Genomic DNA, 23,397 nt, shown 5'->3' on the forward strand with positions numbered 1-23,397 from the left:
TATAATATTATCCTGGGAATTTGATGGCCTCTTTATGCGCAGCCCCTCTGTCTCCCCCTAAATGACCTCCTGGATCTACATGAGGTTCTGCTCCTTCCTGTTGAAGAGGAAGGCTGCGATGAGTACCGCTATCACCGCAAAGATGGTTATCACCAGGAGGTTAACCTCAAGGGGGAGCACAGATCTTCTGAGTATTGTGAACCTGAGGGCATCCACTGCATAGGTGAGGGGGTTGATGTACACCGCGCCCTGAAGCCATGCTGGAAGCCCTGTTATCGGGAAGAGGGCCCCGCTCAGGAGGAATATGGGGAGCACTATGAAGCTCATTATGAGGTTGAATCCCTCCATGCTGTCGGTGAAGGCTGCTATCACCAGTCCGAGGCCCCCGAGGCCCATGGAGATTATGAGGGCTATCACCATGCTCACAATAAAGCACTGGGGTGACATGGTGATTCCGACTATGAATGACAGGGCAAGGAGTATTGCTGCCTGTATCATTGAGGCCGTGCTTATACCCAGCGCCTTTCCAACCACCATTGACTCCCTTGAGATGGGTGCCACCAGGATCTCCTTCAGGAACCCGTACTGCCTGTCAATTATCACCGAGACCCCCGAGAATATGCTGGTGAAGAGCACTGTCTGGCCTATTATACCCGGGTATATGAATGCCTTGTAGCCCCCAGGGACTCCCCCGAATCTGACCGCGGCCCCCAGCCCTGTCCCGAATATTATGAGCCAGAGGAGGGGTGTGACTATTGATGTGACTATCCTTGACCTGTACCTGAAGAACCTCTTCATTTCACGGAGCCATATCGTGTATATACCTTCAATTTCAGCCATCCAGATCACGCCTCACTTATTCCCCTGCCTGTGTACTTTATGAATACGTCCTCAAGGGTGGGGTGTTCGAGTTCCACTGCCCTCACATAGTAGTTGTTCCTGGCTGCCAGGTTAACTATCTCAGGGACCAGGTTCTCCCCCCTCTCAACCAGCACCTTAACCTCATCATCCATCAGGTATGCCTCCTTGACGTAGTCCTGTTTCTCAAGGATTTCATGGAATCCCCTGGCCCTGTCAACCCTGACGGTTATGGTGTCAGCGCCGAGCTCCCTTTTGAGGTTCCCTGGACTGTCGGCCTTTATTATCTCACCGTGGCTCATTATGGCCACCTCGTCGCAGAGCTTATCTGCCTCCTCCATGTAATGGGTTGTCAGGAGCACTGTGACGTCCTCCTCCCTGTTGAGCTTCTCTATGTACCTCCATATGCTCTCCCTTGTCTGGGGGTCGAGTCCCAGGGTTGGCTCGTCCAGGAAGAGCACCCTTGGGTGGTGTATGAGGCCCCGCCCTATCTCCAGGCGCCTCTTCATACCCCCGGAGTAGGTCTTCACGTACTCGTCTGCCTTGTCCCCGAGGGCTATGAGTTCAAGTACCTCCTCTATCCTCCTATCCCTTACATCGCGGGGTACGCCGTAGAGGGCGGCGTGCATCTCCAGGTGCTCCCTCCCTGTGAGTATATCGTCGAGGGCCCTTGACTGGAAGACTATCCCTATGGATTCCCGGACCTTCCTCGCATCCCTGACTATGTCGTAGCCGTTGACGGTACCCCTGCCCCCTGTGGGGCGTAGTATTGTGCACAGCATGGAGATCAGTGTTGTTTTACCTGCCCCGTTGGGTCCCAGGACCCCGTAGATGGATCCCTCCGGTACCCTGAGGTTCACCCCCTTAACCGCAAGGAATTCATCATACTTCTTTTTTATATCCTCTGTCTCGATTATGTGATCCATCCAAATCCTCCGCGACCCTGAAGCATCGGGTATTATGGTTAGATTTTTATCCCTGATAGTATAAATTGTTATAGTGATGCTGTGGAGGGTGCATGAATGGATTTTGAGAACATTGAGAAGGCCCCTACCGGAATAAAGGGCCTTGATATGATTACTGAGGGTGGTTTTCCAAGGGGTCGTAACACGCTGATATATGGGGGTCCCGGGACAGGGAAGACTTTCATTGCAATGGAGTTCCTGCTTAAGGGTGCATCGGTCTATGGAGAGCCCGGTGTCATGGTGAGCTTCGATGAAGCCATGGAAAACCTCATTGAGAACTTCAGATCATCGGACAGGCTTCTTGAAAGGCTTATTGATGAGGGCCTGCTCTTCATAGAGGATGCTTCCAGGGGTATGGACCCGGATGCGGGGTCCTACAGCCTTGAGGCCCTGAAGCTCCGGCTTGAGGATGCCATAAGGAGGACAGGTGCCAGGCGGGTGGTCCTGGATAAGGTAGATAATCTCTTTGATGGCACTGAAAGGCAGGGAATGATTGGCTTCGAACTCAGGGAACTCATAAGGTGGCTGAATGGCATGGGGGTTACCAGCGTATTCACCTCAGGGGATTATGGTGGTTCCCCAACCCATAGGCTTGAGGAGTACATATCCGACTGTGTTATCCACCTGACACACACCTTTGAGGGACAGGTGGGTACAAGGCACCTGAGGATAGTGAAGTACCGTGGATCAGGCCACGGCCTGAACAGGTACCCCTTCATTATAACCCGGCGCGGTGCATCCATATTCCCCATCACCTCCATCAGCCTTGATTACAGTGTGAGCAGGGAACTTGTATCAACAGGAATCCCTACCCTGGATGAGATGCTCGGTGGGGGCGTGTACAGGGGGTCAGCAGTGCTCGTATCAGGTACCACCGGGGCCGGTAAGACCAGCCTGCTCTCGAAGTTTGCCTATGAGTCATGCAGGAGGGGGGAGAGGTGCCTATTCTTTTCCAATGAGGAACCCGCTGACCAGATAGTCCGCAACATGGAATCCATAGGCATCAAACTTGGTGAGTTCCTGGGCGATAAGCTACTCATACACTCTGACCGCCCCACATCCCTTGGCCTTGAGGCCCACCTCACATACATGCAGGACCTTATCATGGACTTCAACCCGGACAGTGTTCTGGTCGACCCGGTCACCGGGCTGGCAGGGGCTGGTGGGAGCCCTGAAACCCGGAATGAGAATGCTAAGCACCTCTTCATAAGGTTAACGGATTTCCTCAAAGGCAGGGGGATCACCTCAATATTCAGCTATCTGATAGCCTCGCCCTTCACCGCGACAACGACTGAGCTTAAACTCTCCTCCCTGATAGACACCTGGATCGTCCTTGAGAGCATCCGGGCCAACGGAGAGTACCGGAGGTCCCTCAGGATACTCAAGAGCAGGGGTATGAACCATTCAAGCAGCGTCGCCGAGGTCAGATTCACAGACAGGGGTATACTCATCAAGGGGGGCTCCTGGTGAAGGCTGGGGGTGTTATCTGATGATAAGGCTGCGCTCTATGTAACCGGGGATAGCCTCTCAGAGAGGGCCCTTGAAAACCTCATGGATGTCATTGATGATAGGGTGGAACTGGAGGTTGTGAACGTCCTGGAGAAACCCTGGCTTGCAAGGGAGAGGGGTATAATAGCGATCCCCACCCTTGAGAGGCTCAACCCGGGGCCTGAGAGGAGGGTTATAGGGGATCTTTCCGATGCAGATGCGCTGAGGAGGTTCCTTGGAATCTGAGGTGGATGCCATGGAGGGGAATCTCAGGAAGTTCAGGGATCTGCTCAGGGAGATATCATGTCATAGGAGCATGGAGTCCCTCATCAGGGACATGAGGGCAGGGGACCATATATGCCTAATATATGATGGTGATGATGAGTGGAGGGGTGCCGTTGTCCCCTTCATTGTTGAAGGCCTCCGGAGGGGTGTGGACCCTGTGAGGAGGTCCCTGATACGGCTGGGATACGATAACATGGCAGGATACCTTGCAGGTGGATTCCCCTCCTGGTACATGGCTGGACTTGAAATCATGAAAATGAGGGCCATCAGTGTCCATGAGTTAAGGGAGATGGAGGGTGACTTCTTCCTCCTGGACGTCCGTAAGATAACAGACAGGGAGAGGTTCCACATTGAGGGCTCAGAGCACATCTGGGTTGGTGATCTGCCAGATAACCTTGATTTGATCCCAGAGAAGGATGTTGTCATCTACTGTGACTCCGGTTACAAGTCAACCATTGCTGCGAGCATACTTGAAGGCCATGGTTTCAATGTGACCACCGTCCTTGGCGGTATCGGGGCCTGGCTGAGGGCAGGATACCCTGTAGCCGGTGATGTTTAAGTTTTAATGGATAACTGAATATGGAGGAAAAAGGATGAGTATTGTTAAGATACCCCTGATGACAAAGGAAGAGTATGATGAGTTCATAGCAGAGAACTTCATAAGCAGGATAGCCTTCAACGGTGACTATCCATACATAGCCCCATTTCTCTATGTATTTGATGGGGAACACCTCTACTTCCTATCAACGAGGTACGGCAGGAAGATAGAGCTCCTCAAGAGGAACCCCTACGTCGCTGTTGAAATCGAACACTACAGTGATGACCTTTCAGAGTATCGCTTCGTTACACTGCAGGGCCAGATAGTTGAGGAGAATGACCCCTCAACAAAGAGGCGTGTGAAGGAGATGTTCGCTGACCTCATAGAGAAGCGGGGGCTCTCAAGGAACATCCTCAGGGCTCTGGGGCATTCACCAGAGGACCCACTCAACTGTCTTGTGGAGATGGACCGATCCTATGTCTGGAAACTCGTTGAAGTGGTTGATATAGTCGGGATAAAGGGTGGTGAATGAATTCAATGGTTCCAGGTCGTTTCAGGATCCACAAATCAACCATAAAACAGTTATAAAGAAATTCAATGGTTCCAGGTGGTTAACCACCCGGAACAGGTTAGGGGGATGAAAATTAGAAAAAGGGTTAGGGTGGTTTTGAAGGAGTTTAAATGAAGGTTGGGGGGATGAACATCTACCTCCTTCACCTACCCTGCTCTCTTCTAACAATTCACATACACTAAATCTTTTTTGTGAATATATTCACTGTGGCCAGTTACTTTGTGATCACCTCAGGAAAGGCCTGTGAGTGCTGTGATGGTCCCGCTGCCAGCTGCAAAGGCGATGAATGTCAGGGCCATGCCTACCTTTATCATCCTTGATACCCGGGATGCTGTGGCCCTATCCTGACCCCTGAGGATCATTATGGCTGCCCTTAGAAAAACAGCCACTGCTAGTAGGAGTACAGGAATATAGAGAGCTGAGAATATCCCTAGGAGGTAGAGGCTGGGACTTGTGAGGCTGGCGATCAGCATGAAGGAGGCTGCCAGGACCCCTGAAATCCTCATCCCGTGGGTTATGGGGAGTGTTGTTGCACCCTCAGCCCGGTCCCCCTCAACATCCTCCATGTCCTTGACAATCTCCCTCGCCATGGTCATCAGGAAGGCATAGAAGCCCAGGAGGATTGAAGCCCTCACCTCCCCCAGGACTATGCCCCCGAAGACGAAGCTGAGGCCCGTTAGGAAGGATATCGTAATGTTACCCACCAGGCACCTTTTCTTGAGGCGCCATGCATAGTAGACCATGAGAAGTGAACTTGAGACCACAACGAGTCCCGGGAGCAGGCCAAGGTAGAACCCCATCAGGGACGCCAGAGCAAATAGTATGATTGAGTAAACCCCTGCAACGCCCCTGCTGATCCTCCCTGATGGTATGGGACGTTCTGGCCTGTTTATGGCATCTATTTCATGGTCAAAGTAGTCATTGATAACATTACCTGCACCCGTGGCTGTGAAAACAACCACAGATGCCAGGAGAACACTGAAATCGAATCTGCCCGTGATGAGGGCCATCAGCATAACTGTTATCACCGCCATGACGGCATTTACGGGTCTGAGTATCTCTATATATGGATTCATATGGAAACCTCCTCTTGAACCGGTAAAATCTCATCACCTCAGGTTAAAACTGAAGTCTGTCAGTTTGTTATCCTCCACCGTAAATTGGAATCAGAGCCATCCAGACCAGGTCAAATCAAAACCCTCATGGAAGCGGATAGTGTGGGCTGGGATGTACCCGAGCCAGCCAGACCAGGTCAAATCAAAACCCACTTATATCTTGAATTACTTCATAAATCCTATGACTGGCAGTGACATTCTTGGACTCCTGATGGTATATGTATATGTTGCAGTTTTATTACTTGTATCTGAGAGGTTCCTGGGTGATAGGCCAAATCTAAGCAGAAAGTTTGTACATATAATGGTTGGTAACATCCTATTTATATTACCACTCTTTGAGAGCCGCCTCGTCATAACATTCCTTGCAGCAGCCCCCTTCATCCTCATAACCTTCCTCCTAAGTCCCTACTCCCCCCTCAGGGTGAAGCACCGTGCCTCATCCTACGGACACGGCCTTGGACTCGTATATTATTCCATATCCTGGACCATCCTGGCATACCTCTTCTTTGAGGCCCCCTGGATTACAGGTATAGGGATAGCAGCCATGTCCTACGGTGACGGGTTCGCAAGCCTGACGGGTGAGAGGTTCGGGAGGACAACCTTCAGTGTCCTGGGGGATAAGAAGAGCCTTGAGGGTTCACTTGGGATGTTCATCATCCTCCTGGTGATGCTCCCCGTGGTCCTCACCTACTACTCCCAGGGCTTCACCCCGTACCTTATCCTGGGGGTGGCCCTGGTATCAACTGTACTGGAGGCCCTCACCCCCCGGGGACTCGACAACCTGACTGCTTGCTTCGGGGCTGTTGCAGCATACATCCTACTTGGGGGAATGGGGATTTGAGGTTCATAGTGATTGACGGCCTCGACGGAGCAGGGAAGGACACCCACGCGGAGCTGATAAGGAGGAGGTACCTTGAGAGGGGTGAGCATGTCGTCTTCAGGTCCCACCCCGAGGATGACAACCCCTATGGTAAGAGGGCTAGGGAGGCCCTCCTCAGGGGTGGTAAGGTTAACCACATCAGGGCAGCCATATTCTACGCCCTGGACGTCATAAGGTCCCTGTGGCTCTACCACTGGCGCTCCAATCCCGGACCGGATACACTCATATTCTCAAGGTACCTCATGGGTGTCGCCTACCTCCCTGGGCCCCTCTCATCAGTACTTTACCGTCTGCTATCAAGGGTTCTGCCCACAACAGAGTACATGTTCTTCCTGGACGTTTCCCCTGAGGAGTCCCTGAGGCGGCTGATGGAGAGGGATGAACATGAAATGTTTGAAAACCTCGATGACCTCACCAGCACCCGGGAGAAGGCCCTCAGACTTGCAGATGGATGGTACATCATAAACACCGAGGACCCCATCGAGGACGTGCAGAGTAGGATTGATGAGATCCTGGACAGACTTGACGGTGATGTATATGAAGATAACGTGCCTTGTTGAGGATAGGGCAAGACCACCCCTCCGGGCCGAGCATGGACTGTCACTCCACATTGAGGGTGATGTGAACATACTCTTTGATACCGGTCAGAGCGGACTCTTCATGGAGAATGCTGAGCTGCTTGGTGTTGACCTGGGGGATGTGGACCTGGCCATCCTTTCCCATGGACACTACGACCATGGCGGCGGCCTGACCCATTTCATGGAGATAAATGAAAACACTGAGGTATTAACCGGTGAAGGAGCGTTCAGGGGGCGATGGGCTGTTGAGGACGGTGCTGAGAGGTTCATAGGAATTGAGGAGATAACAGATCCCAGGATAAGGCTCATTGATGAGGATACGGTGATCCATGAGGGCTACACCATCCTGAAGGGTTTCAGTGGTCCATTCAGAAGACCCCTGGGTAACAGGACCCTCTTCATGGAGTCAGCGCAGGGTCTGGTTCCTGACACCTTCGATGATGAACTGGTCCTTGTCATTGATGGTCAGGGTGGGCTTACTGTTGTGACCGGTTGCTCACATAATGGCATACTGAACATACTGGGCACTGTGCGGGACCATTTCCCTGACAGGGAGATTGGAACGGTCGTGGGGGGCCTCCATATCTCAGGGGATGCACTGTATGTGGCCAGTGAGATCCAGGAATTTGAGGTTGGAAAGATTTACACGGGCCACTGCACCTCAGAGGAGGCATTTAAAGTTCTGGGCAGATCATGTAATGTAAATGTGCTCAGAACAGGAACTGTCATCGAGGTTGATTAAAAAAAGACCCGTGGCGACATCAAACATTACCCTGCTTAACCTGTTGAAAACAAAGCAGCTCTGGAACTCAGGTGACCGGTTCAGCACTCCCTTAATAGCTGCAAGCATGCGCTCATATCAGGTACATGGTAATTATAACTAATGTAATTAAAATTATGAGCAAGCTCCAGTATAAAGGATGATCATATTTTGATCCCTTCTCCCCTCTCCTTCCTGGAATGACGGTGAATGCCCAGTAGATGATTATATAGACGAGAACATCCCTGGATAGGATATCTGATGGGATGAGAAGAAGATTCTTCAGTACAATAACTAATCCCACCAGACAAAGTCCCGCCACTAGGGATACCTTATTCTGGTCTGATAGTCTCATGATCTATCATTTTTATATCGGCAGGTACATAACTGTAACCCTGATCTCCGCCGACCAGGATGGGGCTCCTATGATCCTCAGTTGAATGGGCTGGAGTTAATTTAATTGCTAAGGTTTCAGCTGGCTTCTAACCTCTAAAATCTCGAAGATCATAGCATTCTCTCAAAAATAGCCGATGCATATGCTTGAATACAGGGAGTGCATGGAATCCGGCGGTTATGACTACAAATCTCAAACTGGCCCCATGGAGTGCATTGAGGACCGGAATTCAAATTTTTTTTTAACAGTAAATAGCCGGCTAGCTTACCTCTACCTTTTTTCTTCTGAAACCCATGCCTCATCATCAGTTGCCATCCAGGCCACCTGACGCTACGGACAGTTCATTAAATAATATCTTATCGGAGAAAGGAGGGATGATATATGACAAAAAGAATCCGCACCGTGATATTTATTAAATCATATCTCCATATATATCAACATGAGAGGCTGGGTTCTGTTTATCATCGTACTCATAACCATTACCTGTGCCTCAGCTGCATACTCACATCAGCCGAGGCTGGTAACAGGGTCAGATGAGGTCATTGTACAGAACCCTGAAGTTTCACAGGCATTCTACGGTGAGCTGAAGGGAAAACCTGTCTACTTCAGGATAACGTCAGAGAGTCCCTTCAGGTTATACGTGAACATACTTGTCCCCTACTCTCCAGATGCAGAGCCCGTGTATGTGGACATAATAAGGGGTGACGGTAAGGTCATAGGGACCCTCAAGGGTAACATCAGCACCTGGGAGCCCTACTTTGAAGAATTCGGTGGCGACTACTACCTCAAGGGCCCGGAGTTCAACGGTACCGTTGATGCAGGCACATACCGGCTGAAGGTATACAGTCCCGCAAACAGGGAAAAGTTCTCCCTTGCTGTGGGTAGCATTGAATCCTTCCCACCGGATGAGTCCCTGAAGGCACTGGTGCTGCTCCCGGTGCTTAAATCAGAGATATTCCAGGTGCCGGTCATTCTCCTCTTCACACAGTTCCTGGGCATGATACTGGGTATGGGATCATTCACAGTTATCCTGCTACTCTCACGGCTGAAACTCGGATCAGAGGATGTTTACAGGCCACTTGTTAAGCTGGGGTGGGCCGGGATCATCCTGACGGCCGTTGCCTGGATACTAACCTACATTAAAAACCCCCTCAACATACTGGGTAACGTTGAAAACCTCATTCTAATATTGATCATAATTTTAACCTGGCGCTTCAATGCAGCCCTCCCCGATTATCAGAGATTCAGGGGTCCCTTCACGCTACTTATGTGGCTCCTCTTCCTCCTGATAAGGGTGAGCCTCATCTTCTACTGATCTGGAAGCGTTAATCCTACTGCTTCTGTGATTATCCCCTCATCAGGACATATAAAATGAGTGCGCAGATTCCTATGCAATTGAGAGGTTTCAGGGAAGGGCGAAACATTTAATAGTTTAATATGCAAATCTTAAAAAGTAGGTTGATCAATTTATAGCCTTGATTTTATGATTATCACAAGTCTCTGAAAGGTGTTTCAATTGGATAAGATAAAGATCGCGATAGTAGGTGTGGGAAACTGTGCCAGCTCCCTGATTCAGGGGATATACTATTACCGTAATAAGGGTGCCGGTGACTCGATAGGTCTCATGCACTGGGATATAGGCGGCTATGAACCCGGCGATATTGAGGTCGTTGCTGCCTTCGATATTGATAGGCGGAAGGTTGGCCGGGATGTGAGTGAGGCCATATTCGCCCCACCAAACTGTACAGCAGTCTTCTGCGATGACGTCCCGGAAATGGGTGTTGAGGTGTCCATGGGGCATGTCCTTGATGGTGTGGCCCCCCACATGAAGGACTACCCTGAAAAACAGACCTTCGTGGTTGCGGATGAGGAACCCGTGGATGTCGTTGAGGTCCTCCGGGAGAGCGGGGCTGAGATACTCCTCAACTATCTGCCGGTGGGTTCAGAGGAGGCCGCAAGGTTCTATGCCCGCTGCGCCCTTGAGGCGGGGGTAGCCTACATAAACAACATGCCTGTATTCATTGCAAGTGACCCTGAATGGGCTGCCAGATTCCAGGAGAAGGGCATACCCATAGTCGGTGATGACATAAAGGCCCAGCTGGGGGCCACCATAACCCACAGGACCCTCACAAACCTCTTCAAGAGGAGGGGTGTTAAACTCGACCGCACCTACCAGATAAACACTGGTGGGAACACTGATTTCCTCAACATGCTGAACCGTGACCGTCTGGACTCAAAGAAGGAGTCCAAGACCGAAGCTGTCCAGTCAATACTTGGTGAGGACCGCCTGGATGATGAGAACATCCACATAGGGCCAAGTGACTACATACCCTGGCAGAAGGATAACAAGATCTGCTTCCTGAGGATGGAGGGCAGGCTCTTCGGGGACGTCCCCATGAACCTTGAGCTCAGGCTGAGTGTTGAGGATTCCCCCAACTCTGCGGGCTGTGTTATTGACGCCATAAGGTGCTGCAAGCTGGCCATTGACCGGGGTATCGGTGGGCCCCTGACCTCCATATCATCCTATACAATGAAGCATCCCCCGGTCCAGTACACTGACGACGTGGCAGCGCGTATGGTGGATGAATTCATTGCCGGTGAAAGGGAGAGATAATCCCTTCACAGAATTCTCTTTTTTAAAAATACAACTTTAGAATCCCTGAAAATCTTCTTACCAGAATTCCATACATACAAAAAAAACCTTAGAAACGATCCCCTGAAAATCTTCTTACCAGAATTATCATATACAGAAATAAGGAATAAATAAAGGGTCTGTAAGGGAATCAGTCCTCTTCAACCTCTATGCACTCGTTTGGACATACGTCCATGCACACCTCACATTCATTGCATTCCTCAGGGTGCTGGACCTCGAGCTTACCATCAACTATTATGAGTACCTCCATCGGGCATACATCAACACATTCTCCACATGCATCACATTCATCATAATCTATGATTATCTTTGCCATTTTTGATTCTCCCTTAAAATTCCATGTAAATTTAATTGTTAGGATTATGATTTCATCCCTTATAACCATTATACGTTGTAGTACAGAGTTCTGATGAATTAATACATCTGCTGTGTATTTAAGGAAGTTCCTACTATGTATATAAAGAATCTAATTGATCTCATGAGAGGGTCACGATGAAAGGGATAAAGGTCGTTGAAACAGCATTCAGGGATGCGCACCAGTCACTTCTTGCAACACGCCTCCGTACCCGTGACATGACACCCATCGCAGAGGAAATGGACCGGGTGGGTTTCTTCTCACTGGAGGCATGGGGCGGTGCAACCTTCGATACCTGCATACGCTACCTGAATGAGGATCCATGGGAGAGGCTACGGGAACTTAAGGAACACGTGAAAAGGACGCCGATACAGATGCTCCTCAGGGGCCAGAACCTTGTGGGGTACAAGCACTACCCCGATGACATAGTGAGGAAGTTCATTGAGAAGTCCTATGAAAACGGCGTTGATGTCTTCAGGATATTCGACGCCCTCAATGACATAAGGAACATGGAGTACGCCATAAAGGTCGCCAGGGAACAGGAAGCCCATGTGCAGGGAGTCATCTGCTACACCATCAGCCCTTATCACACCCTTGAGAGTTATGTGGACTTTGCAAGGGAACTGGAGGCCCTTGAATGTGACTCCGTTGCAATAAAGGACATGGCAGGCCTAATATCTCCACATGATGCCTACGAACTCGTGAGGGCCCTCAAGGAAGAGACCGACCTCATGGTGAACCTTCACTGCCACTGCACAAGTGGAATGACACCCATGAGCTACTATGCCGCCTGTGAGGCCGGCGTTGATATACTTGATACCGCCATATCACCCCTATCCTGGGGTGCCTCCCAGCCACCCACAGAGAGCATTGTGGCTGCACTCCGGGACACACCCTACGACACGGGCCTTGACCTTGAGATCCTGAAGAACATCAAGAAGTACTTCGAGGAGATCCGGAAGAAGTACAGCAGCATCCTCGACCCCATAGCCGAGCAGATCGACACAGACGTCCTCATATACCAGATACCCGGGGGTATGCTGTCAAACCTTGTTGCGCAGCTCAAGGAGCAGAACGCCCTGGACCGCTATGAGGAGGTCCTCGAGGAGATGCCCCGGGTGAGGAAGGATATGGGTTACCCTCCCCTTGTAACCCCAACCAGTCAGATAGTCGGTATACAGGCCGTTATGAACGTCCTGAGCGGTGAGAGGTACAGCATGGTCACCAATGAGGTGAAGGACTACTTCCGGGGACTCTACGGCAGACCCCCTGCCCCATTAAATGAGGAGGTCGCAAGGAAGGTCATCGGAGATGAGAAACCCATCGACTGCAGACCAGCGGACATCCTCAAACCCCAGTATGATGAGTGCAGGAGGAAGGGTGAGGAGATGGGCATAATAGAGAAGGAGGAGGACATACTGACCCTCGCCCTCTACCCTGCCATTGCACCTAAATTCCTGAGGGGTGAAATCGAGGAGGAGCCCCTGGAGCCCCCGGCAGAGGAGATGGCCCCGACAGGTGAGGTGCCAACCGTCTTCCACGTGGAGGTCGATGGTGACGAGTTCGAGGTCAAGGTGGTCCCCACAGGCTACATGACCATCGAGGAAGCTGAACCCGAACCGGTGGATGTTGAGGGTGCAGTTAAGTCCACCATGCAGGGCATGGTTGTGAAGCTCAAGGTCAGTGAGGGCGACCAGGTGAATGCCGGGGACGTTGTCGCGGTTGTTGAAGCCATGAAGATGGAGAACGATATCCAGACACCCCACGGTGGTGTTGTTGAGAAGATATACACCGCTGAGGGTGAAAAGGTTGAGACCGGCGACATAATCATGGTCATAAAATAAAAACCTTCTTTTATATTCTGCCTCTAGTCCGGGACCGTTAAATATATGATTCAGGCCTCAACCATTCCTCTGAAAGAAGCCTGTTTTCATTATTTTTTTCACTGCGGATTTTACTGGATCAGACAAAAAATAGAATAGGGTTATGGGGCCGCTGTCGAACTATTCACGGTACTCTGTGGGATCATCAATACCTGCAAGCTCAAAGGCCCTTCTCCTCCTCATGCAGGACTCGCAGACGCCACAGTGGACCCTGTCTCCAGCGTAGCATGAGTAGGTTAACTCGAATGGTAGCCCCACTTCATGGCCTGCCTCCACTATCTCCCTTTTGGTCATACCAATCACCGGTGCCACCACACGAACACCATCCAGGGTCCCTATCTCCAGGAGCCTGTTGAATGCATCAAGGAACTCCTCTGAGTTATCAGGGAAGGTCTCAGCCTCCTCCAGGTCCCAGCCAACTATAACCGCACCGGCATCCATGGCCTCGGCGAAGGAGACCCCTATGGAGGTGAATACCAGGTTCCTCCCCGGTACCCAGACCTTCCTGGCTGTCTCAAGGCACTCGACGGTGTCATCAAGGTTCGATGGGGATGGTATGTCCCCTCCAGCCGTGAGCACTGAGCCCCCGAGTCTTCCAAGCCACTGGAGGTCCAGTGTGGTGTGTTCGATGCCGAGGTGCTCTGATAGTCTCCTCGCATATTCCAGCTCCATCCTGGCACTCCTCTGACCGTAATCAAAGGTTATGGCATGGATCTCATATTCATCCATCATGAGTGCCGTTGCAACTGCCGAGTCCATACCCCCTGAGAGTATGCTTATTGCCCTCATTTCAGGCCTCCGCTACCATCATTCTCCTGATCCGCCTTGAATTTAAGGTCTCTGAACTGTTTCTCAGACATTTCAATAACATCCCTGAGTGGTATTCCTGTCTCAAGTGATATCCTCCGGGCATCCTCGTATTCTATCCGTGCATTTACGACCCTTGAGCCCATGAGGCCAACCTTGAACCTTGCCGTCCTGCGGCCCTTGATATCAACCTCGGCCTCCATGATCCTCCTCTCAAGGACTCCCCTGTGGACCTGGGGGAATATCCTCACACCCAGGGTCCCTGTCTCTGAGAAGAGGTGCTCAAGGATCCTCTCATACTCGTTTTCCCTGCAGATGACCCTTATAAGCTGTCCTGGTCTGTTCTTCTTCATTATGACCGGCGTGAGGGTCACATCCAGCGCCCCGGCTTCCAGGAGCCTCTCGAAAATGTTTCCGAGGACCTCGCCGCTCAGGTGGTCCACGTTGGTCTCAAGGAGCGTGACAGTGTCATGGGGTACCTGCCCTGAGCCCCTTACTATCCTCAGTATGTTGGGGAATTCAGGGTCCATGCTCCCGGCCCCGTAGCCTGTGGCCTGGATCTCCATTGGTGGGAAGAACCTGCGGTGCTCCCGCACCATGTTCACGAGGAGGGCCGAACCGGTGGGTGTGGCAAGTTCAACCCCGGATGGTCCCCCTGTGACAGGGAATCCCCTGAGTATCTCGGTTGTGGCGGGTGCAGGGACCGGTGTGAGGCCATGGGCACCCCTCACCAGTCCCCCTCCGACTGCAACCGGGAGGGTGTAGACCTCATCCCTGTGGAGGTTGAGGTCGAAGTATGCGAACACCGCCCCCATGACATCTGCAACCGCATCCGCGGCGCCGACCTCATGGAAGTGAACTTCATCCAGTTTCACTCCATGGACAGAGGCCTCTGCCTGGGCTATGGTGTGGAAGACGGCCCTTGCCATTGATAGCATCTCATCATCCAGGGCAGGGTGGCTGATCCCCTCAAGGAGTCTGAGGAACTCCAGGTAGCCCACACTGAGTGATTCGTCAGCCCTCACATCAACGTATGTGGCCCTGAGGCCCGCCCTTTTAACCTCAGATACACTCACATCAGCACCGCCGAAGTGGGACGCCGCATCCTCCATGACCTCAGCTGTCCTCTCGGGGTGGGCCCCGAGGTCTATGAGGGCGCCCACCATCATGTTACCTGATACCCCTGCCAGCTGGGGGTCTATGACTGTTACCATCCGAGCACCGCTTATATTCACTAGGGTGAGTTGACTATTATCCTTCTTATGGGTATCTCTATTATGGTGTACTTCTCACTGGCCAGTTCCTCACCGAACCTGTTTACGATTGGTTCAACGAGTTCCTCATCAACCACCGAGCATATGAGGACTGCGTCCCTTGCATAGTCGTGTATCAGTGAAATGGCTGATTCAGGGTCCTCCTTGACTGAGAATCCCTTCCACTCTGTCGGGGAGACGCCCTTGTACTCCACTATGTAGAAGCCTGTGACGCCCTCATCTGCCAGTATGTTCATGACACGGCCCAGGTTCTCGACCTCAATGAATACCCGTAGATGCACCTTCATTAATATCACCATACATAGATATGTGCTGTGTAGATAATAAATCTGATGAGGGTGTAAACTCCAGCAGCTGAGAACTGCCGGTATCATAAGAGCTGTCACAGCTGGTGGCGTATGTTGAAGGTGAATCACTTGAAGAAGAAAATGAATGTTAACGGTGCAGAGATTGTGGTTGAAGAGGATCATGTAACTGTGAGTGCAGATTCAGGCCTTGTTACTGCAGATTCAAGCATCAGAATTGAGGACGAGGTCCATCATGACCTCCCCCGGGGCCACTGCATGGTGAGGGATGGTGATGCGGTGGCATTCTCATCCACAGGGGATGTGATGGACGTCCTGGTGGTCGTCGGGGAGCCCTGCGGTGACCGGATACCTGAAGCCCTGAGGATCAGTGTGGAGGAGGTATCATCGACCGCCGGGATCCTCACTGAGATAATGGGGCAGCGGTTGAGGGTCGTGGCACTCCCGGGTGATGGACGGCCCTGTGAAGATTACATAAGGGGGGCTGTCAGGCGCTCCCTTCAGGGTGTGCTCCTGGATGGCCCGGGGGTTGAGGAGCTCCTTGAGGCCCGCGGCGTCACCATTGATGGCATGGTCGATGCGGGTATGGATCTGGTGGTGGGTGTTGATGTCACCGCCGAGCTCCGGGACCGTCTCAGGTCAGAGATTCAGAGGGCACTGGGGGACCTCAATGTCAGGGCCCTCCTTGCAGCCGCCCTGCACCTTGAGGGGGACATAGAAAACCTGAGGATCCTCGGTGTGGATCTGAGGGATGACCCTGCCTTCCTCTACAGTGATGAGGTCCTGGGGATGGCGGTTGCCAACCAGGTGGCAGGTACGAAGGCCATATTCAACTTCAAGAGATATGATGAGGAAAAACCCGGTATCCTCGGGGAACTGGGCCCCATGGTGGATGATGCCGTTGCGGGTCTCATAGCCGGGTGCATGTCACGCCTCTTCGAATGATGGGGGTAGACCTGTGAGGACAGCAAGATCCGCCAGAACCCTGTTTACACCACTCCCCTCACCACAGACAGAAAGATCCGCCTGCGAGGGGGGTGCCTGATGAACGTCACCGGCAAACTCAGGGGACTCATATCCTTCTCAACGGTTCTGCCCCTGAAATCAGAGGCCAGCATTGAGGATATAGCTTCACTCACACTCCACTGGCCCCTTGTGGGCGCCCTCATAGGGGTTGCAGTGGGTTCAGCCGGGGTGGCTGCATCCCTAGTGTTCCCGGGGGCGGTTGTTGCCTGTGTTGCCTATGGATTCGCCATCTGGTTCACAGGTTTCCACCACCTCGATGGCCTCATAGATATGGGTGACGCCCTCATGTCCCATGGAAGCTTTGAGAGGAAGATAGAGATAATGAGGGATCCCAGGATAGGCACAGGTGGCCTTGGACTTCTGCTCATCGTATCATCAACCACCATAGCAGCCATCTATTCCCTTCCACAGGGTGTCCTGTTCCAGGGACTCCTCATAGGGGAGGTCTCGGCCAAGGTGTGCCTCACGGGCTGCGCCCGGGTATCCAGGCCCCTCGATGGTGGGACCGGGAGGCACTTCATAATGGCGAGTAGAAGCCCCTTCACCGGCATGGTCTGGATCTTCTGGGCCGTTGCAGCATACCTCCTGGCGGGGGTTCCCGGTGCTGTTAGTGTTGCTGTTGCTGTCCTCTCAGGAGTCTTCATTGGTCTTGTTGCCAGGAGGAACTTCTACTGGAGCACGGGTGACGTGCTGGGGGCCTCGAATGAGGTGGGGAGGATGATGTCACTTCTGGGCCTCCTTGCGGCCATCAGATTAACGGGGCTGTAGGTAAAGGGGGTGCCCATCCAGCATGTGGAGAGTTTAATGGTATTTAATGATTCATTGGAGGTCAGTATAATGGATGTGAAGGTTTTGAGGCTTGGTCACAGACCATCAAGGGATGCGAGGATCACGACACACGTATGCCTCACTGCAAGGGCCTTCGGTGCCTCGGAGGTTATACTGAGTGGTGAGGAGGACCCTAAACTCATGGAGGGTGTTGAGGATGTTGTCAGGAGATGGGGTGGTCCCTTCAGTGTGGTCTACCGGAGGAACTGGCAGGGTGTCATAGACTCCTGGAAGAAGGATGGTGGGGAGGTCATACACCTCACCATGTACGGTTTACCTGCCAGGGACGTTGTGCCCGGGATAATGGATAACGGCAAGGACAAGCTCATTGTGGTGGGGGGTGCAAGGGTCCCCGGGAAGGTCTACAGCCTTGCAGACTACAACGTGGGGGTGACCAATCAGCCCCACTCTGAGGTCTCCTCCCTGGCGGTGTTCATGCACATGCTCCTTGATGGGGCTGAATTCGACCTTAAATTTGAGGATGCCAGGATAGAGGTCATCCCCCAGGCCAGGGGTAAAATGCTCAGGGAGATCGATGATGGCGATTAACATGATAAGCTGTGGATGGAGAGAGGATGATGCTGAGGGTGATTGATAACCTGATAGTCAGGGAGAAGCTCACCACCATAAGGTGCAGGGGGATAGACCCGGCCAGCTTCAGACGGGGAGTGACTGATATAGGTCGCTACATGGCCTACGAATTTGCAGACACCCTTAAATGGCGTGAGGTTGAGGTTGAAACCCCCCTGGGCACGGCCAGTGGTGTTGAGATAACCGACAGGGACAGGATAGTTCTTCTGAGCATCCTCAGGGCTTCACTGCCCTTCACAGAGGGTGTGATGAAGGTCTTCCCTGAGGCAGAACACGGTATTATCGGTGCGAGGAGGTCAGATGAGCCCCCATTCAGGGTCTCAATCGACTACATCAGGGTCCCTGAACTTGATGATAAGATACTGGTGATAGCGGACCCCATGCTAGCAACAGGGAACACCATGATAGGTATCCTGGAGGCCCTTGAGGCCCATGGCTCCCCTGCGAGGACGGTGGTCTTCAATATCATATCCTCCAGGATGGGCCTTGACAGGGTCCTTCAGAGGGGTATAGATGTCTACACATGCGGTGTTGAGGAGGAGGTTAACGATATGGGCTACATAGTCCCTGGACTCGGGGACGCAGGGGATCTGGCCTTCGGGAGGCCATCAGATTAGTCCGATCCGGGTTGCCGTTTGAGCCATACCCTTTAAAATCAGAGAAAAACCAGTTACTGGTGTTCACGACAGGGTCTGCTAGGGTGAAGGCAGGGATCAGGTCAATCATAGATGGATGTTCCCCTGGCAGCTGCGACGATGCCGGGTATGCCCTCAACCCTGAGTTCGAAGATGGCCTCCATGCCCTCCTCCTCAAAGGCGGCACCTGCTCGATTTAACCCTGCTTGTCAGCAGGGCCGCTGTGGGTGGTGTTACTATGAAGACTGCGCCGGCCTCCTTGAGGGCCCTGACAGTCTCATCTCCAAGTTTTCCTTTGCCTATGTGGACAAGCACGCCCCTTGATGCAAGGTAGGGTATGCTTTCCTCTATGTCCTCCTTGTTGCTGCTTGTGGGGGCTATGCCTGCTGGACTTACAGCTGTGTGCATTATGGCGGCGCCCATGACGTTGATGGGCTCCTCTCCCGCTTTCAGGGCCTTGACCAGTTTTGGGAGGGCTGCATCCCTTCCCGTGTAGATGGTGCCATCCATGAGCACCCTGTCACCGACACTGAGTTTTGCTATCTCATCTCCGGTGGCTGGTAGTTCTATCCTTATCATGGTATCAACCTCTGACCCGGGTTACTCCTCCCTCAACCTGATACCCTCAAGGTCCCTCAGCAGTAGTTCGATGTGCTCCTCCATTATATGGGGCATGAGAACCACCCTTATGGCTGGCGGGCAGGATGAGACCGATACCGCCCATCCCAGCTCCTCGAGTCTGTCTGCAAGTTCATGTGGCCCCATGGCGGGGTGGTTGAAGGCCACTATGTTGAGTTCGGGTTCTACCACGAGCTGGTAGTCCAGTTCCACCAGTCCGTCCCTGAGTCTGCGTGTTACACCCATGACCCTCAGGGCGAGTTTGCGGTAGCCCTCACGGCCCATGTGTTTCATGATTGCCCAGGTTGCTGCGGCTGATGCCCCGGTCCTGGTGCCCACTATGGTTGACTGCTGCTTCTCTGTGAGGTAGGGTGTCTCTATACTCATGGCATCCAGGTAGGAGGCGTCCCTGAAGAGTATGCAGCCGCTGGGGATGGGGGCCAGGCCCATCTTGTGGGGATCCACGGTTATTGATGAGACCCCCTGAAGTTTGAAATCAAATTCAGGTAGTTCAGCGCCGGTTTCCCTGAGGAAGGGTATTATGAAACCCCCGAATGCGGCGTCTATATGCAGGTGTATGTCCTCATCAAGGCAGATCTCTGAGAGTTCCTCCACAGGGTCTATCCTCCCGAGTTCTGTGGTCCCTGCGACTCCAACAACGGCCACGGTGTTTTCTGATATGAGTTTCCTCACAGATTCAACGTCCACCCTGTAGTCCTGGTCCAGTTCAGCCTCCCTGAGTCTGAGTCCCAGTATATCTGCGGCCTTTCTGAAGGAGAAATGGGCTGACTTCGGGACTATTATCTCAGGTTTTTCAGCTCCAGCCATGTTTCTGGCTGCCCTCATGGCCATGAGGTTTGCCTCGGTGCCCCCTGTTATTATGTGACCTGCTGCATCGGGTTCTGAGAGGAGCTCCCCGAGCATGCCTATCACCCCGGATTCCAGTTCCCTGGTGCCCCTGAAGAGCCCGGGGTCCCCCAGGTTGGACTCCAGGAAGTCACAGTAAACCCTCCTTGCGAGGGGGTGGGATGATGTGCACATGGATCCGAGGATTCTGCCTGAGGTGTAGGTCATGTCCCTCCTCTGAAATTCGGCGAGAAGTTCAAGTACTTTTTCCTCGGGTAGACCCTTTCATCCATTTTTACGCCCAAAAATAGTTTAGAGGAGTTCCTGTGCGGCCTTGAGGAGGAGTCTCTGCTCGGCCCTTGCAACCGTCTTCCTCACCTCTGCAACCGCGTCGGTGTTGCGGATACACTGCTTATCCCAAGCTCCACCAGTTTCTCAACTATCCGTGGGATGCTGCCTGCTTGGCCACAAATACTTGTCCTGACACCTGCCACGTAGCATATCCTTAAACCCTCTCTATGAGTTTGAGGACGGCAGGGTGGCCCTCGGTGTAAGGTCGCCACGTGTTCATTGTACCTGTCTATGGCGAGGGTGTACTGGGTGAGGTCATGGTTCCAATCTCACAAAGTCAATTCCCTCCTCTATGAAGTCCTCGATTATCAGGGCCGCTGCAGGTGTTTCGACCATTATACCGAATTCAACGTCCCTGTGGGGTTTAAGGCCAGCCTCCTCAGCGATCATCTTGGCCTTTCTGAGTTCATCAGGGTGCTGGACCAGTGGTATCATTATGCCTATGTTAGTGTAACCCTGCTCATGGAGTTTCTTTATCGCCCGGAACTCGGCCCTCAGGATCTCGGGTTCATCGAGTTCCCTGCGTATACCCCTCCATCCAAGCATCGGGTTGTGCTCGTAGGGCTCATTTTCACCGCCCTCAAGGGTTTTGAATTCGTCTGTGGGCGCATCCAGGGTCCTGTACCATACGGGGCGTGGATAGAACTCATCTGCAACCTTAAGGATGTTCTCTGCAAGGGTATTGACGAGTTCGTCCTCCCTGCCCTCCTCAATGAACTTCCTGGGGTGCACGCCCGTGGTTAACATCATGTGCTCTGTCCTTAAAAGTCCAACCCCGTCGGCCCCTGTGGCGGCGGCCTTCCTTGCAGCCTCTGGCATGCTGACGTTGACCTTGACCTCTGTGACTGTCAGAAGGGGTGACTCCACGGTGACGGTCTCGGCCTCAGCCTCCTTCTTCTCCCCCTCAATTACACTGCCCTCATAGACGAGTCCCCTGTTACCGTCTATGCTGACGACCTGGTTCTCCTTGAGGACCTCAGTTGCGTTCCCGGTACCAACAACGCAGGGTATTCCAAGTTCACGGGACACTATGGCTGCATGGCATGTGACACCACCCTCATCGGTTATTATGCCGCTGGCCCTCTTCATGGCTGGCACCATGTCGGGGGTTGTCATGACCGTGACGAGAATATCTCCGATCTGTATCTTGTCAAGTTCATGGATCTCCCTGATTATCTTGACCCTACCTGAGGCAAGGCCCGGGCTTGCACCGAGGCCCTTAACCAGTATCTCCCTGGATTTGACCTCTGTCTCCTCGGTTGCCTCTCCCAGGGTTGTTATGGGTCTTGACTGGAGCATGTAAACGTCACCATCCATTATGGCCCATTCTGTGTCCTGTGGTGAGCCGTAGTGGTCCTGTATCCTCCTGCCCATCTCTGCAAGGGCCGCGATCTCCCCGTCAGAGAGAACACGTTTGTTCCGGAGTTCAGGGGGGACCTCCTTCTTCACGGTTCTGCCATCCTCCCGGGTGAACATTATGTTCTTCTCACCAACAGTAAATTCAAGGAGCTTCCCTGTTCCCTTATCAACCCAGTAGGTGTCAGGGGTGACTGAGCCTGATACAACGGCCTCACCAAGGCCCCATGACCCCTCTATTAGTATCCTGTCCTCACCTGTTGATGGGTGGACCGTGAACATGACCCCTGCCTTCTCGGCGTCCACCATCTCCTGGACAACGACTGCTATGTAAACCTTTGAGTGGTCGAAGTTGTTCTCCTCCCTGTAGAATATGGCCCTGGCCTCAAAGAGGGATGCCCAGCACCTCCTTACATAATCCAGGACATCCTCGGCGCCCCTGATGTTCAGGAAGGTGTCCTGCTGACCCGCAAAGGATGCTTCGGGGAGGTCCTCTGCCGTGGCTGAGGAACGTATGGCTACGTAAACATCATCCTTTCCTATCCTCTGACATAGTGCATTGTAGGACTCTATTATGAGGGTCTGTATGTCCTCCGGTACCTCAGTTGATGTTATTATGTCCTTTATCTCGGCTGAAACCCTCTGGAGTTCCTTTGTATCGTTGACATCAAGGTTTTCAAGCATCTCCATGACCACCGGCTGCAGTCCGGTGTCTGTCATGAACTTGTCATAGGTCGCCGCTGTTACAACAAAACCCGGGGGGACGGGTATGCCTGCCTGTGTCAGTTCACCCAGGTTGGCCCCCTTTCCACCGGCTATTCCCACATCATCCTTACCGAGTTCCTCAAAAAACGCCACATACTTAACCATTTTATCCCCTGGACTAGCTGTGTGATGATTATTGAATTTGAAAAAAATTAGAGGTTTATTTAACCAGTTCCTCGCCCCTGTCAATGACGATCCTGCATGGCACCGGGAACTTCATTGCAGCCCTTCTGAGGGCTTCCTTGGCATCCTTGAAGTTCTTCTTGTTCGTTTCGATTGTAATTATCTTCTGGTTCTTCTTAACGAGTGCCACAGTACTTACAGGTTTACCGAAGGCCTTCCTCATACCGTCCTGTACACGGTCAGCCCCGGCACCGGTCGCCATGGGGTTTTCACGTACAATGTGGTGGGGGTAAACCCTTATTTTGAGGTGGTAACCCATCCTACCGGCCCTCCTCTGCATGTAACGGTTTGAAGCTATCCTGGCAGCCTCAAGGGCGTTGTGGGTTATCTGGGTGGGTGCCTTGACGGCCACACTCAGTGAAATAGGGAATTCAGCTGAGAGGTTACCCATATCATATTGAACGATCTTTGAACCTGGAATCTTCTTGATATATTCTCTTCTTGTGTATGCACGAACCATAAATAATCCTCCTGTGATCCTGTGAGAAT

At 52.4% G+C, this 23,397-nt stretch carries 25 protein-coding genes and 2 pseudogenes; 14 read left to right on the top strand and 13 right to left on the bottom strand.

Annotated elements, in window-relative coordinates; all coding sequences use genetic code 11:
* Window positions 1-75 precede the first annotated feature (75 nt).
* The gene (locus tag MTH_RS05185; RefSeq protein WP_048061277.1) at window positions 76-840 is read right to left on the bottom strand and encodes an ABC transporter permease; all 765 of its coding nucleotides are present in this window, start codon (window positions 838-840) and stop codon (window positions 76-78) included.
* A 5-nt stretch (window positions 841-845) separates the two neighbouring features.
* Window positions 846-1,784: an ATP-binding cassette domain-containing protein gene (locus MTH_RS05190; protein ID WP_010876717.1), complete on the bottom strand. Its 939-nt coding sequence runs from the start codon at window positions 1,782-1,784 to the stop codon at window positions 846-848.
* 96 nt (window positions 1,785-1,880) lie between these two features.
* On the opposite strand from MTH_RS05190, the gene kaiC reads away from it, so the two are divergent.
* The 4 genes from kaiC to MTH_RS05210 are packed head-to-tail and all read left to right on the top strand — an operon-like array spanning window position 1,881 to window position 4,666.
* Window positions 1,881-3,293, top strand: a complete 1,413-nt coding sequence (kaiC, locus tag MTH_RS05195; protein ID WP_010876718.1) for a circadian clock protein KaiC — start codon at window positions 1,881-1,883, stop codon at window positions 3,291-3,293.
* A gap of 9 nt (window positions 3,294-3,302) precedes the next feature.
* Complete coding sequence (locus MTH_RS05200) at window positions 3,303-3,557, top strand: circadian clock KaiB family protein (protein WP_010876719.1); 255 nt, start codon at window positions 3,303-3,305, stop codon at window positions 3,555-3,557.
* Window positions 3,547-4,155, top strand: a complete 609-nt coding sequence (locus MTH_RS05205; RefSeq protein ID WP_010876720.1) for a rhodanese-like domain-containing protein — start codon at window positions 3,547-3,549, stop codon at window positions 4,153-4,155. The genes MTH_RS05200 and MTH_RS05205 overlap by 11 nt, the downstream gene beginning before the upstream one ends.
* Before the next feature lie 34 nt (window positions 4,156-4,189).
* Window positions 4,190-4,666, top strand: coding sequence for a pyridoxamine 5'-phosphate oxidase family protein (locus MTH_RS05210; protein WP_010876721.1), 477 nt, complete (start codon window positions 4,190-4,192; stop codon window positions 4,664-4,666).
* Window positions 4,667-4,935: 269 nt separating this feature from the next.
* Here the strand turns inward: MTH_RS05210 and MTH_RS05215 are convergent, their stop codons facing one another.
* The gene (locus tag MTH_RS05215) at window positions 4,936-5,781 is read right to left on the bottom strand and encodes a UbiA family prenyltransferase (RefSeq protein WP_010876722.1); all 846 of its coding nucleotides are present in this window, start codon (window positions 5,779-5,781) and stop codon (window positions 4,936-4,938) included.
* A 220-nt stretch (window positions 5,782-6,001) separates the two neighbouring features.
* Between MTH_RS05215 and MTH_RS05220 the strand changes: the two genes are divergently transcribed.
* From MTH_RS05220 to MTH_RS05230, 3 genes are read left to right on the top strand one after another with little or no spacing between them, the layout of a single operon-like run.
* The gene (locus tag MTH_RS05220) at window positions 6,002-6,661 is read left to right on the top strand and encodes a diacylglycerol/polyprenol kinase family protein (protein WP_048061278.1); all 660 of its coding nucleotides are present in this window, start codon (window positions 6,002-6,004) and stop codon (window positions 6,659-6,661) included.
* Window positions 6,658-7,260: a thymidylate kinase gene (locus MTH_RS05225; RefSeq protein ID WP_048060967.1), complete on the top strand. Its 603-nt coding sequence runs from the start codon at window positions 6,658-6,660 to the stop codon at window positions 7,258-7,260. Before MTH_RS05220 ends, MTH_RS05225 begins: the two co-directional genes overlap by 4 nt.
* Window positions 7,238-8,020 (top strand): MBL fold metallo-hydrolase, encoded by a 783-nt coding sequence (locus MTH_RS05230; protein WP_010876725.1) that lies wholly within the window; start codon window positions 7,238-7,240, stop codon window positions 8,018-8,020. Before MTH_RS05225 ends, MTH_RS05230 begins: the two co-directional genes overlap by 23 nt.
* Before the next feature lie 112 nt (window positions 8,021-8,132).
* On the opposite strand, the gene MTH_RS05235 is transcribed toward MTH_RS05230, so the two are convergent.
* Complete coding sequence (locus tag MTH_RS05235; protein ID WP_010876726.1) at window positions 8,133-8,393, bottom strand: hypothetical protein; 261 nt, start codon at window positions 8,391-8,393, stop codon at window positions 8,133-8,135.
* Between the two features lie 478 nt (window positions 8,394-8,871).
* Between MTH_RS05235 and MTH_RS05240 the strand changes: the two genes are divergently transcribed.
* A complete protein-coding gene (locus MTH_RS05240) occupies window positions 8,872-9,747 on the top strand; it encodes a hypothetical protein (RefSeq protein ID WP_010876728.1) in 876 nt (291 codons plus the stop codon).
* Window positions 9,748-9,948: 201 nt separating this feature from the next.
* A complete protein-coding gene (locus MTH_RS05245; protein WP_048060968.1) occupies window positions 9,949-11,046 on the top strand; it encodes an inositol-3-phosphate synthase in 1,098 nt (365 codons plus the stop codon).
* A 169-nt stretch (window positions 11,047-11,215) separates the two neighbouring features.
* Here the strand turns inward: MTH_RS05245 and MTH_RS05250 are convergent, their stop codons facing one another.
* Window positions 11,216-11,401 (bottom strand): ATP-binding protein, encoded by a 186-nt coding sequence (locus MTH_RS05250; protein WP_048061279.1) that lies wholly within the window; start codon window positions 11,399-11,401, stop codon window positions 11,216-11,218.
* A 176-nt stretch (window positions 11,402-11,577) separates the two neighbouring features.
* Here MTH_RS05250 and oadA point away from each other — a divergent pair, with 176 nt between their 5' ends.
* Complete coding sequence (gene oadA / locus MTH_RS05255) at window positions 11,578-13,284, top strand: sodium-extruding oxaloacetate decarboxylase subunit alpha (RefSeq protein ID WP_010876731.1); 1,707 nt, start codon at window positions 11,578-11,580, stop codon at window positions 13,282-13,284.
* Window positions 13,285-13,443: 159 nt separating this feature from the next.
* On the opposite strand, the gene queC is transcribed toward oadA, so the two are convergent.
* From queC to MTH_RS05270, 3 genes are read right to left on the bottom strand one after another with little or no spacing between them, the layout of a single operon-like run.
* Window positions 13,444-14,112 (bottom strand): 7-cyano-7-deazaguanine synthase QueC, encoded by a 669-nt coding sequence (queC, locus tag MTH_RS05260; protein ID WP_010876732.1) that lies wholly within the window; start codon window positions 14,110-14,112, stop codon window positions 13,444-13,446.
* Complete coding sequence (gene larC / locus MTH_RS05265) at window positions 14,109-15,344, bottom strand: nickel pincer cofactor biosynthesis protein LarC (RefSeq protein ID WP_048060969.1); 1,236 nt, start codon at window positions 15,342-15,344, stop codon at window positions 14,109-14,111. The genes queC and larC overlap by 4 nt, the downstream gene beginning before the upstream one ends.
* A 20-nt stretch (window positions 15,345-15,364) precedes the next feature.
* Window positions 15,365-15,691, bottom strand: coding sequence for an MJ1244 family protein (locus MTH_RS05270; protein ID WP_048060970.1), 327 nt, complete (start codon window positions 15,689-15,691; stop codon window positions 15,365-15,367).
* A gap of 129 nt (window positions 15,692-15,820) precedes the next feature.
* On the opposite strand from MTH_RS05270, the gene cobZ reads away from it, so the two are divergent.
* From cobZ to upp, 4 genes are all read left to right on the top strand, one after another.
* Window positions 15,821-16,654, top strand: coding sequence for an alpha-ribazole phosphatase CobZ (cobZ, locus tag MTH_RS05275; protein ID WP_394295908.1), 834 nt, complete (start codon window positions 15,821-15,823; stop codon window positions 16,652-16,654).
* A 99-nt stretch (window positions 16,655-16,753) separates the two neighbouring features.
* Window positions 16,754-17,503, top strand: coding sequence for an adenosylcobinamide-GDP ribazoletransferase (gene cobS / locus MTH_RS05280; RefSeq protein WP_010876736.1), 750 nt, complete (start codon window positions 16,754-16,756; stop codon window positions 17,501-17,503).
* Between the two features lie 66 nt (window positions 17,504-17,569).
* Window positions 17,570-18,112: a tRNA (cytidine(56)-2'-O)-methyltransferase gene (locus tag MTH_RS05285; protein ID WP_048061280.1), complete on the top strand. Its 543-nt coding sequence runs from the start codon at window positions 17,570-17,572 to the stop codon at window positions 18,110-18,112.
* Window positions 18,113-18,138: 26 nt separating this feature from the next.
* Window positions 18,139-18,771: a uracil phosphoribosyltransferase gene (upp, locus tag MTH_RS05290; protein ID WP_238374178.1), complete on the top strand. Its 633-nt coding sequence runs from the start codon at window positions 18,139-18,141 to the stop codon at window positions 18,769-18,771.
* Between the two features lie 101 nt (window positions 18,772-18,872).
* Here upp and MTH_RS05295 read toward each other — a convergent pair.
* The 5 genes and pseudogenes from MTH_RS05295 to rplJ form a co-directional block, all read right to left on the bottom strand.
* A pseudogene (locus MTH_RS05295) lies at window positions 18,873-19,368 on the bottom strand (fumarate hydratase C-terminal domain-containing protein).
* 21 nt (window positions 19,369-19,389) lie between these two features.
* A pseudogene (gene mfnA / locus MTH_RS05300) lies at window positions 19,390-20,538 on the bottom strand (tyrosine decarboxylase MfnA); the annotation flags it as partial.
* Window positions 20,539-20,627: 89 nt separating this feature from the next.
* A complete protein-coding gene (locus tag MTH_RS10265) occupies window positions 20,628-20,816 on the bottom strand; it encodes a putative PEP-binding protein (protein WP_010876741.1) in 189 nt (62 codons plus the stop codon).
* A 43-nt stretch (window positions 20,817-20,859) separates the two neighbouring features.
* On the bottom strand, window positions 20,860-22,830 hold the full coding sequence (gene ppsA / locus MTH_RS05305) for a phosphoenolpyruvate synthase (RefSeq protein ID WP_394295909.1): 1,971 nt from the start codon (window positions 22,828-22,830) through the stop codon (window positions 20,860-20,862).
* Window positions 22,831-22,885: 55 nt separating this feature from the next.
* Entirely contained in the window at window positions 22,886-23,368 is a 483-nt protein-coding gene (gene rplJ, locus MTH_RS05310; RefSeq protein WP_010876743.1) for a 50S ribosomal protein L16, read from the bottom strand.
* Window positions 23,369-23,397: the final 29 nt, after the last annotated feature.

Source organism: Methanothermobacter thermautotrophicus str. Delta H, from assembly GCF_000008645.1.
Lineage (GTDB): Archaea > Methanobacteriota > Methanobacteria > Methanobacteriales > Methanothermobacteraceae > Methanothermobacter > Methanothermobacter thermautotrophicus.